This window comes from Paenibacillus sp. FSL R5-0923, from assembly GCF_038009145.1.
Taxonomy (GTDB): Bacteria; Bacillota; Bacilli; order Paenibacillales; family Paenibacillaceae; genus Paenibacillus_AQ.
In genome coordinates, this window is sequence record NZ_JBBPAT010000001.1 from 1,106,273 (window position 1) to 1,121,707 (window position 15,435).

At 43.7% G+C, this 15,435-nt stretch carries 12 protein-coding genes; 8 read left to right on the forward strand and 4 right to left on the reverse strand.

The features are described 5' to 3' along the window. Positions 1-79 precede the first annotated feature (79 nt). The 3 genes from MKX35_RS04930 (at position 80) to MKX35_RS04940 (ending at position 4,775) form a co-directional block, all read left to right on the forward strand. On the forward strand, positions 80-880 hold the full coding sequence (locus MKX35_RS04930) for an ABC transporter ATP-binding protein (protein ID WP_076297945.1): 801 nt from the start codon (positions 80-82) through the stop codon (positions 878-880). Further along, positions 873-2,531, forward strand: coding sequence for a hypothetical protein (locus MKX35_RS04935; RefSeq protein WP_076297944.1), 1,659 nt, complete (start codon positions 873-875; stop codon positions 2,529-2,531). Before MKX35_RS04930 ends, MKX35_RS04935 begins: the two co-directional genes overlap by 8 nt. A 228-nt stretch (positions 2,532-2,759) precedes the next feature. Then, entirely contained in the window at positions 2,760-4,775 is a 2,016-nt protein-coding gene (locus tag MKX35_RS04940; RefSeq protein WP_081382666.1) for a bifunctional diguanylate cyclase/phosphodiesterase, read from the forward strand. Positions 4,776-4,870: 95 nt separating this feature from the next. On the opposite strand, the gene MKX35_RS04945 is transcribed toward MKX35_RS04940, so the two are convergent. Next, positions 4,871-6,565: a methyl-accepting chemotaxis protein gene (locus tag MKX35_RS04945; protein WP_076285607.1), complete on the reverse strand. Its 1,695-nt coding sequence runs from the start codon at positions 6,563-6,565 to the stop codon at positions 4,871-4,873. Between the two features lie 248 nt (positions 6,566-6,813). On the opposite strand from MKX35_RS04945, the gene MKX35_RS04950 reads away from it, so the two are divergent. Next, complete coding sequence (locus MKX35_RS04950; RefSeq protein ID WP_081382665.1) at positions 6,814-7,245, forward strand: MarR family winged helix-turn-helix transcriptional regulator; 432 nt, start codon at positions 6,814-6,816, stop codon at positions 7,243-7,245. An 88-nt stretch (positions 7,246-7,333) separates the two neighbouring features. Here the strand turns inward: MKX35_RS04950 and MKX35_RS04955 are convergent, their stop codons facing one another. Beyond that, complete coding sequence (locus MKX35_RS04955) at positions 7,334-9,193, reverse strand: LTA synthase family protein (protein WP_076285608.1); 1,860 nt, start codon at positions 9,191-9,193, stop codon at positions 7,334-7,336. A 283-nt stretch (positions 9,194-9,476) separates the two neighbouring features. Between MKX35_RS04955 and MKX35_RS04960 the strand changes: the two genes are divergently transcribed. Both MKX35_RS04960 and MKX35_RS04965 read left to right on the forward strand, forming a co-directional pair. Next, positions 9,477-11,783, forward strand: a complete 2,307-nt coding sequence (locus MKX35_RS04960; protein WP_076297943.1) for a helicase C-terminal domain-containing protein — start codon at positions 9,477-9,479, stop codon at positions 11,781-11,783. Positions 11,784-11,836: 53 nt separating this feature from the next. Continuing rightward, complete coding sequence (locus tag MKX35_RS04965) at positions 11,837-12,805, forward strand: Gfo/Idh/MocA family protein (protein WP_076297942.1); 969 nt, start codon at positions 11,837-11,839, stop codon at positions 12,803-12,805. 76 nt (positions 12,806-12,881) lie between these two features. Here MKX35_RS04965 and MKX35_RS04970 read toward each other — a convergent pair whose 3' ends face one another. Next, entirely contained in the window at positions 12,882-13,565 is a 684-nt protein-coding gene (locus MKX35_RS04970; protein WP_042192587.1) for a CidB/LrgB family autolysis modulator, read from the reverse strand. Further along, positions 13,559-13,933 carry a CidA/LrgA family protein gene (locus tag MKX35_RS04975; RefSeq protein WP_042192585.1) on the reverse strand — a complete coding sequence of 125 codons (375 nt, stop codon included), beginning with the start codon at positions 13,931-13,933 and terminating at the stop codon, positions 13,559-13,561. The genes MKX35_RS04970 and MKX35_RS04975 overlap by 7 nt, the downstream gene beginning before the upstream one ends. Positions 13,934-14,045: 112 nt before the next feature. Here MKX35_RS04975 and cidR point away from each other — a divergent pair, with 112 nt between their 5' ends. Continuing rightward, positions 14,046-14,978 (forward strand): cidABC operon transcriptional activator CidR, encoded by a 933-nt coding sequence (gene cidR, locus MKX35_RS04980; protein WP_076297941.1) that lies wholly within the window; start codon positions 14,046-14,048, stop codon positions 14,976-14,978. A gap of 112 nt (positions 14,979-15,090) precedes the next feature. Next, entirely contained in the window at positions 15,091-15,330 is a 240-nt protein-coding gene (locus tag MKX35_RS04985) for an aspartyl-phosphate phosphatase Spo0E family protein (RefSeq protein WP_042192581.1), read from the forward strand. The last annotated feature ends 105 nt before the right edge of the window (positions 15,331-15,435 follow it).

Sequence of the window (15,435 nt, forward strand, 5' to 3'; positions counted from 1 at the left end):
TGAATGATACAATTATTGTAATTTTATGAAATAGTAATTTTTAACATCGTCAATTAGTCGCTAGAGAGGGGATTAGGATATGGGCCTTGCTGATGATCCAGTCATTGCGATTTCTGGTTTATGGATGAACTACACGGACCGAATGGTGCTAAAGGGCATTGACCTTAAGGTATACAGAGGACAAATTATTGGCTATATCGGCCCTAACGGGGCAGGAAAGAGTACAACTGTTAAGATTATGCTCGGTCTGGTAGAAGGCTATAACGGCAAAGTAGAGATTTTCGGTAGGGATATTGCTGATGGAGATGTTTCTTACAAAAAAAGAATAGGTTATGTGCCGGAGGTAGCCGAATTATATGATAGCCTCACCGCTAGGGAGTATCTAATTTTTGTAGGTGAGTTGTATGGCATGAAGCGTAGTGATGTGGATTACAAGGCTGGAAAATTAATGGCCTTGCTAGGTCTTGAGAAAGCTTATGATTCGCGGATCGCAACCTTCTCCAAAGGGATGAAACAAAAGGTACTGCTGATCTCCAGCATGCTTCATGATCCCGATATTCTGTTCCTAGATGAACCGTTGAGCGGTCTGGATGCCAATAGCGTAATGGTGGTAAAGGAGATTTTTGCATCTTTGGCGGCAAGGGGCAAGACCATTTTCTATTCTTCACACATCATGGATGTAGTTGAGAAGATCAGTAGCCGGATCGTTTTGATCGATGGTGGAGATATCGTGGCGGATGGGAGCTTTGCTGAGCTAAGAGAGAAGGGCCGCGAAGGGTCGCTTGAGGATATTTTTAATCAATTAACTGGATTTGATAAATACCGTGATATTGCTGGGGAATTTGTTGCGGTCATGCAAGAGGTATCTTCTCATGACTGATTTCTATGTGCTGAAGCTTCTGGATAAGCTGCGAGGTGGGTTTAGCCGAATCGGAGTTGATTATGATGTGATGCGGAGTATTCTGCAGGTCAAACTGACGATGGACGGAAGAAGAACACCGACAGTGCTCGCTGGAATGCAGAAGAAGGAGGAGAAGAAAGAGGGCTCGCCGCTGCGGGTGCAATGGATTTATTTACTTTTTGGCGTCATGTTAATTCCTCTTATGATGTTAACGGGGAACTATATGCTGCAGATGAGTCTAGTGTTTGGTGTAGTGATGTTTATGATTACGACCACACTGATCTCTGATTTCTCTTCCGTGATGCTTGATCTTCGGGACAAAAACATACTGGCTTCAAAGCCAGTGAACCGCCGTACCTTGAACATGGCGAAGAGCATCCACATTCTCATTTATTTATTTTCAGTGACGCTGACCTTGACCGGACCTTCGCTGATTTTATGCCTGTTCAAACAGGGAGTACTATTTTTTCTAATATATGCTGTTGAGATCATTCTGATGGACTGCTTTATTCTCGTCATTACGGCGCTGCTTTATTTACTGATCATGAAGTTTTTCGACGGGGAGAAGCTCAAGGATATTATTAATTATGTACAGATCATTTTGACTATAGGGATTACAGTAGGGTATCAGCTCGTTGTTAGACTGTTCGATATTGCTGAATTGAGCCTCTCTTTTAAGCCGGCGTGGTGGCAGTATTTGATTTCTCCGATTTGGTTTGCGGCTCCATTTGAGATGTTGATTGGCGGGGCGAGAGATACACACTTCGTGGTGCTTTCAGTGCTAGCTTTAGTAATTCCGGTTCTGCTGATTGTGGCTTATATTAAGCTGATGCCTTTATTCGAAAAGAGCTTACAGAAGCTTTCAGAGCAAGGGAACGTTGGCAAAAGTAACGCCCGAATGGTGGACTGGTTGTCGAAAGTAACTTGTAAGAACCCGGTAGAGGGCATGTTTTTTCGTTTTAGCTGGTCAATGATGAAGAATGAGCGTGACTTCAAGTTAAAGGTATATCCGGCAATCGGTTATTCCATTGTCTTCCCGTTCATTTTTATATTTGGGATATTTTGGGATGGAAATGCATCGTCTATCAAGGATTCGAACACATACCTGATGATTTATTTCGGTGCGACGTTACTTCAGACGGTTGTTCTAATGCTAAGGTACTCTGCGGGTTATAAAGGCTCTTGGATTTATAAGCTGATTCCTCTGCCAAACACCGCACCCATCTATCGTGGAATGCTTAAGGCAGCGATAGTTCGCCTGCTATTACCTTTATTCGCTATAGAAGCGATAATGTATCTTTGGTTGTTTGGGCTGCGGATTGTGCCAGACTTGGTAGTCGTGCTGTTTGCAATGCTGATCTATGCGGTCATTTGCTTCCGTTCTTATCCTCCGGTACTACCTTTCTCAGAACGTTATGAGGCAGCTAAACAGAAGGATTACACCGCAAACTCCTTTGGGTTGCTATTTTTGCTGATGGGGATGGCAGGTATTCATTACGTCTTCACTTTGTTTATGGGTGGAGTTTATATCTACCTGTTGGTTCTGGTAGTTTTGAATCTATGGATATGGCGAATTACCTTTCCAAAAAATGTATCATCAACAGGTCATGGTTCAAGTTTTCCGGGTTGAGTGATTGTGTCAAATATGGACATTTTTCGCGTAATAAAAAAGGGTATAAATTCCAGTATTTACTTAGACAATCTTCTGAATACAGAGTAGAATACATCTAAAGTTTCTTTTTATGGATAACCTATAATCTTTACGCACTCTTCCATATCTGATATTCGTGTACTGATTTTTTACTTGAGAAATACGCTGAGCGATTACGGGATTCAAAACCGGTGAAGAGGTTAACTAATGGATAAAATGGGAATCCACTTTAATGTTTGGATTGTTTTACTATCATTTGTGCTAGCGGCGACAGTTACTTATTCTGCACTAAATCTGATTTCGCAAGTTTCGCGTTCTACTGGCAAAATCCGACGTCTGTGGTTGATCTCGGGAGCTTGTGTGTTAGGCTGCGGTATATGGGCAATACATTATGTTGGGATAATGGCGAATCGCTTTCCGGCGGAGGTCAATTATTATCCAGGCAGATCTATAATATCACTATTAGTTGGTGTGTTATTCTGCTATTTGGCATTCCGGATCACATCTGTTCCTCAGTTAAAGATATGGAATTTAGTAGTAGGTGGTATTCTCTTGGGAAGCGGCTTTTCGGCTATGCATTATATCGGAATGTCTTCTATGAAGATTGCGACGAGGATTCATTATGATATATGGATTCAAGCCGTTGCTGTAATTCTGGTTTTGGTTTCGTCTTATATCGGATTATTGATGTTTCAAAAGTTTAAAGAATGCGCAGGGTTTCAGCGATGGAAGCTATACTCGGCGTTGTTTATCGGATTTTCAGTTACCGGATTGCATTACACAAGTGTAAAGGCTTGTCATTTTGAATATAACAACTTACCTGGAAGCAAACCTTTTTTTGTAGAGACTGATGTTATACTGTTAATGGCATTTTCGCTGGCAGCGCTACTTATGCTCGCAGTTTCTGCTGGCGCCGTATTTCTGGATCGCCATGTGCTTGAACGAATGGCTTATCAAGATCCGCTAACAGAGCTGCCGAATCGACATGGACTAGAACGCTATTTTAAAGATGAATTTTTTGAAAGTAGATCTGGTGCTGTTTTTATTGTAGATCTAGATCGCTTTAAGTCGATTAATGATACGCTTGGACATGATATAGGTGATATGCTACTACAGGAGGTCGCTGTTAGATTAATTCGTTCTGTAGGGGATAAAGGAAAAATATTCCGTTTAGGCGGTGACGAATTCCTGATTGCTCTTCCAGATTGCACGCTGGAGGGTGCGCAGGAAGAAGCAGGGCATATTATGCATGAACTTAAGGAATTCTATCGTATTCAGGGCAATGAGCTATATGTTACTGCAAGTGTTGGAATCAGTATGACTCCTATGCATGGGACTGATCGCTCAGCGCTAATGAAGGCTGCGGATACGGCTCTTTATACCTCTAAGGATTCAGGTAAGAATAAATGCAGTGTGTTCGACCAGGAAGTAAATCGCCATCAGTTACGGCGGATGTCGCTAGAGAAGGATCTTCGAAAAGCTTTGGCTCGTTCTGAGTTTATGGTTGTGTATCAGCCGAAATGGGATTCATATATGAATGTTACGGTGGGTCTTGAAGCGCTGCTGCGCTGGAGACACCCAGAGCATGGGATCATTTCGCCAGCGGAATTCATTCCTATTGCAGAGGAGACCGGACTGATCGTTCCGATTACCTATTGGATGCTACATGATGTGTGTAGCCAGAACAGGTTCTGGCATAAGGAAGAGATAGCTAACGTACCGGTCTCAATTAATATGTCCGCACGGATGTTTGAGGATGGGAGTCTATACGATGTTGTAGCGGAAGCACTCACATGTGCAGAATTAGAGCCACGCTTTCTCGAACTGGAGATTACAGAGTCCATTGCGATGCATAACATGAAAGAGACGGTTGCACAGCTGTCTAGACTTCGATTGCTTGGGGTAAGAGTATCGTTGGATGACTTTGGGACAGGCTTCTCCTCCCTTGGTAATTTGGATGAAATCCCAGTGAACACACTCAAGATTGACCAAGTATTTATTCGTAACAGCAAGATGCACTCCAAGAAAGCTATTATCAGCAATATTATTGCGATTGCGACTCATCTTAATATGGAAGTCGTGGCGGAAGGTGTGGAGACACCAGAGCAAATTGAATTGCTGAAATCACTGGGTTGTAGAGTCATGCAGGGTTATTATTACGGTCGGCCGATGCCTGTACATGAGCTGGGTGAGTGGTTTATAGCGAATACGGCAGCGTCGTGATCTCAATACATAGAAGAGGGGCTAGCGACCAAGCAGAATTTCTCTGCTTGGTCGCTAGCCCCTTTAAGTTTAAGAACTTACATGAATAAGAAGAATTATACTTTGAAACGTTCAATTAGAATCTGTAGCTTCTCAGCTAGCGAGGACAGGAAACCTGCGGCTGACTCCACTTCTTCCATGGCTGCAAGCTGCTCTTGTGAGGAGGCGGATAATGTTTCCGCACCGCTTGCTGTCTGATTAGCGACGTCTACAATATTCTGTAGAGTAGTAACGAGACCATCGGAGATGGAGGCTAGCTCGCGGACTGTTCCGGAAATTTGCTGACTTTGTGAAGCCATCCCAGAGACAGACATCTCAATCTCGGAGAAGGATTGACCTGCTGTTACGATTAATTCCCGGCCTTGATCCATCTCTTCTGTAGAGCGCTTCATGGTTTCTCCTGCTTGGTCCATCTGACTTACGATGATGCTTACGAGTTGTCCGATTTGAGCAGCAGATTGGGCGGATCGCTCGGCAAGCTTGCGTACGGATTGTGCAACTACCGCAAAGCCTCTTCCCTCTTCTCCGGCTCTTGCAGCTTCAATGGCTGCATTCAGCGACAGCAGATTGGTTTCTTCTGCGATGCTCGCAATCGTGCCCACAATATTCTCAATTTCCTTGGAGTAGCCGCCCAAGGTCTCAATAATGACAGCTAAATCAGTGATGCTGTCACTGACGATGCTCATCTGTTGTGTAGTAGAGTCCATTGCTTCTCGACCTGTACGAGCCTTTTCGGCGTTACTGGTAGCATTATTCATTGCGTTATCAGCATTTCCTGCAATCTCTGTAATGAAGTGTGACAAGTCTTGTACAGACTTATATCCACCCTCCAAATTTTGCAATTGTGTATTAGCTCCATCGGCAAGTTCAATCGAAACGTTGACACTGTACTCACCAGCACGGTTAGTTTCCTGTGCACTGGCAGAGAGCTCTTCGGATGAAGACGCCACCTGCATGGAGGTTTCATTAACTTCGGTAATGAGCATGCGCAAGCTCTGCGTCATGCCGTTGAAATTTCGAGCTAGTGTACCAATCTCATCCTTGCTGTTGAATGAAATAGGATCATGAGTAAGATCACCCTGTGCAACAAGATTTACGCCTCTGGATAGCTTCGTTAGTGGACTTACCATTCGGCGGATTAAGAGATATGCTGCCACAATAGCAATAACTAGAATGGAAGTCCCGATAATAAAAGGCTGAACAATGATGTCTCGGGTCCGTTCTTGAATTAATGGGCCATCGAAGTTAATAGCCATTAGAGCGACTATAGGCTTGGACGGATCATGATCCTGATAGATGGGGCCGTAACCCGTCTTAAGTGAGGTACCTTCGTATGTATAAACCTTGGAGTAGGCGGAATGCTTAGATGTAGTGATCAATTGCTTCTCTTCATCTGAGAAATAAAAAGTGTCGCCTGCTTTATAACCTCTTGCTTTGAAGCTTGAATCTGCGGCGAGGATCTTTCCGTCTAGCGATAAAATGAACGCCTCTTTAAAAATAGCCTTATGTGCCACAATCCAACCGATCCGGTCTTCGACAGCCTCCAATTTGCTTTGATCTCCTGCAATTAGCGCGGTAATATCTGATGGGTCAATCAGCCCGGTTGTAATATTGGCGCATCCTACCAATTCGATACCTGCTGCTTCATCTACTTGCTTATACGCAGTACGGTATCCGAAGAACCCGATGGATGATCCAACAAGAAGTAACACGATGAACATCATCCAAGTTAATTTAGTTGCCAATTTCATTCTTTGCACCAACCTTGACAAAATATGTTTTCGGAGACAATCGCTCTCACTGCTACGATTATAGCGTATCGTTAAGCCTATGACCTTACATAGAATATAGTATTTTTGTGTCGGATATTGTAAATTGATGGAAAAATTATGGAAATAAACGTGATTATGAAATCTTTAGTAGACAAAAGCATTGAATCCTGACCAGTTCTAGTGGTACGCTTGTGTTATTAAAAAACGGATTGGGAGTTGAAACAAGGATGCCGCATCAATTAGATCCGTTAATAGAGCGTCTTGGATTATCCATGTGGAGAGTACAGCGTAAGATCATGTCTCAAAGGACTTTGCATAAAGAACTCGGACTTACCGTACCTCAGATGGGTCTGTTAAATATAGTAGCGAAAGAGAAAAAGTCGCGGGTGGTACAACTGGCGGAGTCTATGGAGGTCAAATCAAGTGCGATTACCGTGATGCTCGATCGCCTGGAAGCGCTGGGTTTTATTAAGCGTGAGACGGATGGATCGGACCGGAGAGCGGTTGTGGTGACCATCACCGAGCAAGGTCAGCAAATACTTGAAGAAGGACATTTCCGTTCAAAACAGCTGCTTGCTGAGCATTTATCTATACTGAAGCCGGAAGAGCTGCAAAAGTTTGCGGAGTACTACCGTATGATCGAGGATCAGGAACGGTAAATCTCTAGCTTTAGCTTATAGATACAGAAAGAAGGCCACCTTCTCCGGAGAGAAGGTGGCCTTCTTTGAAATATAATAATGATAAGTTCTAAGGTTCAATTGGTTTGTCTGGCAGCTGCGTAATATAGCTATGGGAAAGCTGTAGAAGTCTCAATGCTCGGTTGTATTCATCCTCAGTAGCAGCCGGTGCTTTTCCATTATAAATAGGGTATTGGGTATTATCTTCAAAGCTGTTACCCGGAATAAGCAGTCCTGAGCTGGAAATGAAAGATCCAGAAGGTAAATAATATCTTTCTGGCAGCAAATTATAAGTCTGACTGAGTAGATCTTGACCGAAAACTAGGTTATTCTCTAATGAAATTCCAAGAAGACCAGCAGCAGTTGGCATAATATCCACTTCGCCACCGACTTGCTCTAAGGTCTGTGATGCTGTGCTGTCTCCTGCATGAATGAGCAGAGGAATGTTTAACATATCCGCATAGGAATATTCATGACCATAAATTTCAGTCATTAATTGCTTATCATCATGATCGAGAGAATAAATAGGCAGTCCCATATGGTCTCCATAAATCATGATCACGCTGTTATCCCATACGCCATTCGCTTTAAGCTCTTCTACGAAATGTCCGAAGGCATCATCCGCATAGTTCTGGGAACGGATATAGTCACCCACAAAAGTACCTTCGTAACGCTCTGGTAGCTTCATGCGGTATTTTTCCTCAGGAATTGTGAATGGATGATGCGCTGACATCGAAATGATCTGAGCGTAGAAGGGTTGACCCTCGTTGCTCATTTCTTTCAGTTTGTCAGCAGTTTTACTATAGAGCGTATCATCAGAAGCACCGAAGAAGAAAACATCATCTTCACCAAAGAATGAGCGATCATAATAATGATCGAAGCCCAGTGAGTCATACAGCTCACCACGGTTCCAGAACTCTACGACATTGGTGTGGAAGGTTGCGGTCTGATACCCATTGTCTTTAAGCAAGCGTGGCAGACTTGGGAGCACCTTATCCACATAGGACATCGTTGCCGCACCACGTGGAGGGATGTAGGCGGATGTGTTCACTACGAATTCTGCATCCGACGTATTCCCTTGACCTACCATTTGATAGAAATTAGGGAAGTAAAGACTATCCTTCATTACCTTGTTCAGGTTCGGTGTAATCTCTTGCCCGTCTAGCTCAAGACCCAGCAAGAAGTTCTGGAAGGATTCCAATTGAATGATAATAAGATTTTTGCCTTTAGCCGTGCCATGAAGTGGAGAACTAACCGCAGTATTAATCCCCTTCACTTTGTTGATGGCATCTTGTGTAATGTCACTTGATTGCACAAGCTCTGGTTCTTCTTTTGCAAAGATCGTATAGGCTTCATAGTTAAGAATACCCATCTCCTGAGCTTTCTTAATTTCGTTCATACTAGCCTTATTAGGCAAAATGTTAAACAAGCATAAACCAAGTGAGACTGCGAATAGAACACTATATTTTATTTTTCCGTTACGACGGTTGATATTCTCTTTTTTATAGACACGGCCTTTCTTATTAAAGAAGAAATAGCCTCCTAGGACAATTATATCTGTAAAGATTAACAGGTAGTAAGGATCCATAAGTGAGAATACGCTGTTGCTGACAGCTGTGACTTGATTCACCTGTTCTGCGGCATGGTAAGTTACAATGACACCATAATATTTAAAATACATAATGGCTGCGAAAAAGATGGCTGTTACTAATAAATTGACTGTCATGTAATATCCAAGCTTTCGTTTGGAGGCGAACCGCTCAATAATACAGAAGAGCGCCCAGGCAAAAGGGATTTCTGTCAGTAATGATTTCCAAGGCAGCACATCATCGAAAATGACGCCCCAAGCCAGAAATGCTTTTAGGATAAAAAGTATTGTGAAAAACACAAAAGGTTTAATGATCCAACGTTTAATATTAAAGGATGACACAGCTTCCCCCTCTTTCTACATGATAAAACGCCATTTCTCAAACAGGACGAAACAGCACCAAGACAAAATGACTCCATAGTAATAAAATTTATTATGCAGGGCTAGCAGAAGAAAGTCAAAAACCGAAAGCGTAAGTATAAGCTTTGTGGAGTGCGTAAAGTTAAACACGCATAGGTGAAAGATGATGTTTATGCTATCCCATGGGGTTATACAGTGATTAAAGGACCGAAATAGACATTAGGAACAAAAAGGATATATGGATAATTAAGGGAGGTGGGAAAAGTTGGATCATACTGTAACCCTATCCGTTAGAACTCTCGTCGAGTATGTTTTTCGCAGCGGTAGTATTGAGCCTGGATTTCATGGTACTTCCTCTATGGTTGAAGGAACACGAATTCATCAGAAAATCCAAAAGCAATATAAGGAAGGTGACCGCAAGGAGGTCTATCTGAAAACAGAGATCCCTTATGGTAGCTTACTCTATATAGTAGATGGGCGCTGTGATGGACTGCTTGTTTCGGAGGATGGGAGCCTAACGGTCGAAGAAATCAAATCAACCTCCGGACTGCTGGATATGCTGGAAGAGGGACATGAGGTTCATTGGGCTCAGGCGCTGATGTACGCATATATGGTATCGCTGGAGCAGGAGCTTTCTTCTATTCAAGTAAAGCTTACCTATGTCCACCGGGCTACTGATGAGCAAAAAAGCTTGTACCGAACGTTGTCTTTAGATGAACTGATCTCATTTGCTAATGATACCGTAGCCAGATATGCTCCGTACGCTGAGATGATGGTTCGTCATGATGCTAAGAAAGAGCAGAGCCTTCGAGAGTTACAATTCCCGTTTCCTTCTTATCGAAAGGGACAACGGCATTTTGCCGGAGCGGTGTACAAATCCATCGTAGAAAAGGTCAGTCTGCTCGCTCAGGCGCCCACAGGCATCGGAAAAACAATGTCGACGCTGTTCCCGGTCCTTAAAGCAATGGGCGAAGGACAAGCTAAAGGATTGTTCTATTTAACGGCTAAGACGGTTACCCGTTTTGCCGCGCAGGAAGCAATCTCGTTACTGCTGACGCAGGGACTTCAGCTGCATGTCATCACACTTACTGCTAAAGAGAAGACCTGTTTTCATGATGAAGGGATTTGCGGTAAGGATTCCTGTCCCTATGCGGAAGGCTATTATGATCGGATTAATGATGCGGTAATGGATCTGTTAGAGCATGAGACACTGATGAGCAGAGACACCCTAGCACTGTATGCTCACAAACATAAAGTGTGCCCGTTTGAGTTCTCGCTGGATGCAGCCTATGCCTGTGATGCGGTGATCTGCGATTACAATTATATATATGATCCTCGGATCAGCCTGAAACGGCTAACAGAGGAGAGAAAGAGAGAAACGGTGCTTCTGGTAGATGAAGCACATAATCTGGTAGACCGGGGACGAGAGATGTTCTCTGCCTCTTTGCTGAAGGCCCCCTTTCTAGAAATCCAGCGTCAGTACAAGGAAGTAAACCGTAATTTGAGTACTGCAGCTAAATCGGTGAATGCTTTTTTCATCTCCCTTCGCAAAATTTGTAATGAAGAGGGGCAAGGGCAGTGGGCTTCGTTCCCGGAGGAGCTGCCAGCCTTGCTTGAGATATTTTCTTTGGAGGCGGAACAGGAACTTATTCACCCGAGCGCCAGCATTGTTCCTCAGAATGGAGAAGGAGAGAATGTTCTTCTGGATACCTATTTTGCAGTTCAAGGGATGCTTCGCACCTTTAAGACCTATGATGAACGCTACATAACCTATGCTGAGGTTCGGCGCGGCGATGTGTACTTGAAGTTATTTAATTTGGATCCATCGCATTTACTCCGACAAATGTCTAAGAGCTTTCGAAGCCAGATTCTGTTCTCTGCTACGCTTTCTCCATTATCGTACTATCGGGATATGATTGGTGCGGTGGAGGAAGATTACAGTTTAACGGTCTCATCTCCTTTTCAGAAGGAGCAATGGGAAGTGACCGTGCTGCCTGTCTCCACACGTTATCATGACCGGGAAGCTTCCCTCATCCCGTTAACTCAGGCATTGAATCAAATGGTTTCAAAGAAGGGCAATTATCTGGTGTTTTTTCCTTCATATCTCTATTTACAAAACGTATATCAGGCCTTTACGGAGAATTACCCCGAAGTACGGACTTTGATACAGGATACAGGCATGAGTGAGCAGGCTAGAGAAAGTTTTTTAGCAGCATTTAGTCCAGATAATGACGAGACGTTGTTAGGATTTGCTGTACTCGGAGGGATCTTTTCGGAAGGTGTAGATCTGCCAGGAGACCGTCTCAACGGGGTAATGGTTGTTGGAGTTGGCCTACCACAGCTTGGTCTTGAGCGTAATCTACTGCGTCAGTATTTTAATGCCAGAGGTAAAAATGGCTTTGATTATGCTTATGTCTACCCAGGAATGTGCAAGGTATTGCAAGCTGGAGGCAGACTGATTCGAAGTGAGACAGATACAGGTATTATTGTGCTTGCGGATGATCGCTTTTTGCAGAGTCCTTACATGCATTTGCTTCCCGAAGAATGGAGAGATTATCTTATCCGCTCATAAGAGGGTATAATCTATGAAAAGGTATTCATAATCAATCGGCAGGAGGAAAAAGAATGACATTAAAAGTGGGTATTGTGGGTACGGGTTGGTTCTCTAAGGTACATGCTAATTTACTAGCAGAGATGGATAATGTCCGTTTGCAGGCGGTCTGCGGAAGCAGTAAGGCTAAAGGCGAAGATATGGCACGTCCTTACGATGCTGCTGGATATGGTGATATTACGGAGATGCTGGATACGGAGAAGCTCGATGCTGTTTATATTTGTGTGCCTCCACAATCTCATGGTGCGATCGAACGATCATTAATCAAGAGGGATATTCCCTTTTTTATAGAAAAACCGCTTAGTATGACTACTGAAATTCCCGCAAGCCTACTTCAGGATATCAAAGAAAATAATTTGTTAACCTCGGTAGGATATCATTTCCGCTATCAGGAGAACATTAAACGTCTGAAAGAAACTTTGCGTGGTGACAAAGTCGGTATGATTATGGGGCAATGGATGGGCGGCATGCCAGGCGTAGCTTGGTGGCGTGATCAGAAGCAATCCGGAGGACAATTCACAGAGCAGACTACACATATCGTTGATTTGGTGCGCTATCTAGCCGGAGAAGTAAAGGAAGTTTACGGCATGTTCGGAAACCGGATTATGCATGAGCAGCATGAAGGTGTGAGCGTGGCAGATGTAGGCACCGTATCCCTGAAGCTTGAAAATGGAATTGTTGCTAATATTTCAAATACATGCGTTTTACCTGATGAGGTGGGAAGTGTAGGTCTTAGCTTTTATAATGATCGGGGACTTTTGGACTGGAACCCGGATCGTCTCTTGGAAGTGCGAAGTGGCGATAGCACCGAATTTGCGAATACAGGAAACCCATATTTAGTAGAAAGTGAAGCCTTCATACATGCTGTACGGACGGGGGATCGCTCGCGCATTTTATGCGATTATGAGGATGGGTACAAAACCCTTAAAGTCACCTGTGCGGCCTACAATTCAGCGCAAAGCGGATTGCCTGTTAAGTTCTAAGGCTCAATTCATAGAAAAAGGACATGCTACTTTAGATGTACTAAAGAGACATGCCCTTGGCCCAAGCTGGGTTAGCCTAGTGGAGGAATATCGCGAGCAAAGCTGGCGCCACACCTATAGATAACAGCGCGGACAGAATCATCGCAATACTGGAGATGGTTCCGGTCAGTGAACTAAGCTCGAAGGCTTTGGATGTTCCTGTACCATGTGCAGCGGTTCCCAGCGATACACCGCGCGCAATTTCATTCTCAATGCGGAAGATGCGAAGTACAGTAGGGCCCATCATTGTACCAAGTATCCCGGTAATAATGACGAAGACTGCCGTAATACTCGGTACACCGCCGATACTTTGCGAGATGCTCATAGCGATCGGTGTAGTTACCGAACGCGGGACCAGACTAGCTGCCAGATCGCCGCTAACATGCAGCCATTTGGCGAGAAGTATGGAAGAGATCACCGCAACTATCGTCCCTGATAGCACGCCTGCCGCAATTTCGGCGGCGTGCTTTTTGAGTACCTTGAAGTTCTTATGCAAAGGGATGGCAAAGGCCATGGTTGCTGGTTGCAGCAAATCCGTCAGCCATTTTCCTCCCGCATTGTATGAGTCATAAGTAATACCTGTTATAAGCAGAAAGATGATCATAATCACTGGTGTGATGATTAATGGAGAGGTGTAGACTTTACCAGTAGAAGCATAGATACGTTTCGCGAGTAAATACACCGCGACCGTGAGGCCAAAGAACAGCAGAGCGTTTAACATGATTCTTTCCGCTCCTTCGCTTTATAAATTCTACTGGTAAGTAATCCGGAACTAGCCATCACAACAAATGTGCCTAAGACGACAACGGCAAGAATGCGTAATCCATCCGTTTCCAGAATATTAGCGTATTTCATTACACCTATAGCAGATGGAATGAAGAACAGTAGGAGCTCGGCGAGTAGCCAAGAAGCACCAACCTCTACCCAATTCAGACGAATGACACCGAACTCAAGCAGGAGAAACAATATAATCATTCCGAGTATGCTTCCGGGAATAGGGATATGCAATAATGGGGTCACAGCATTGATAAGTAAAGAGAATAACATAAGTCCCGCTACCTGCAGCAAGCCTATAACAATCTTTTTCATAAGGCTTCGCTCCTTTCATGATAATGAAAGTTTACATCAATTGTTTTCATAGGTAAAATGAATAGATCGAATAAATGACATTCCTTTTGTCTATGGATTAGGGGGCACATAAATGGATATCCGACAATTAGAATATTTCGTTCAAGCGGCACGAATGAAAAGCTTTACCAGAGCTGCTGAATCATTATATATAACACAGCCCACGATCAGTAAAATGATTCGGAATATGGAGGTCGAACTGGAGGCAGACTTGTTCTACCGTGAAGGGAAGAGTGTAAGGCTTACAGACGCAGGGGAAATTTTGTTCACCAAAGCGCAAAATATCGTGGAGTCTTTCGCTAGCTTGTCTTCCGAACTGGATAACTTACGAAATCTGGAGCAGGGTCACATTCGCATCGGCCTGCCTCCAATGGTAGGAGCGAGCTTTTTTCCTTCGGTGATTGGTCAATTTCATAAACGTTATCCGCAGGTTACGATTCGTCTCCATGAGGATGGGGCCAAAAAAGTGGAGGAAGATGTAGAAACGGGACTGCTGGACATTGGAATGGTCGTATTGCCTGTAGATACAGCCAAACTTCATTGTTTTACCTTTGTTGAAGAGAAGTTGAATCTTATTTTGCCTATGGGGCATCGGCTGGCCGAGGCAGAGTTAGTTCCACTAAGTGAACTGGCTGAAGAGGAGTTCGTGTTATTCCGGGAGGATTTCACGCTGCACGATCGGATTATTACGGAATGTGTAAAAGCTGGATTTCAGCCGAAGGTTATATATGAGAGTTCACAATGGGACTTAATCAGCAAGATGGTAGCCGCAGGAATGGGAATCGCATTATTGCCGGAAACCATTTGCCGTGACATGGATCGCTCACGATTGGTAGTCATTCCTTTGACAGAACCGGTAATTCCTTGGCAGATCGCTATGGCTTGGCGTAGAGACCGTTATTTATCATTCGCAGCACGTGAATGGATTTCTTTTGCAAAGAGACTATTGAGAGAACAGTATCCAAATGAGCTTCCCTATGAGCCTATAGAACATCCGAATAAATAGCTATTTTATTTTTTGTGGATGTTCTGCAAATTTTTCTTTTTTTTTGAAAATATGTTTTTTGGTATCATGGATTATGATAGGAAGAGATGTTGATAGAGAGAAGGAGAGAGTTGTGACACTATATCAAGGTTCTTCCGAGAAAGCTTATAGAAGAGACTACAGAGAAGATGAGCTGTTTGTGACTATAGAGAGCCTTAGATGCGAATTGCTGGAAGTCGCGGAGCAACGGAGTCTTAGTGACCATGCTGTCCTAGAGCTAAGCGAGCGATTGGACGGTTATATTTTGCTGGCACAACATAAGATGATGGAGAACTTGCGCAGTCGCAAGGCAAGTGCAACAGCTTACTGCTGAAGCTCAAAAGCCGCTATTACAATAAATTAAACTCGATACATCCATAGAATTACACTATTACAAAGATCCAACCGATAAAGAGGAGAGAAATACGCTCCTCTTTTT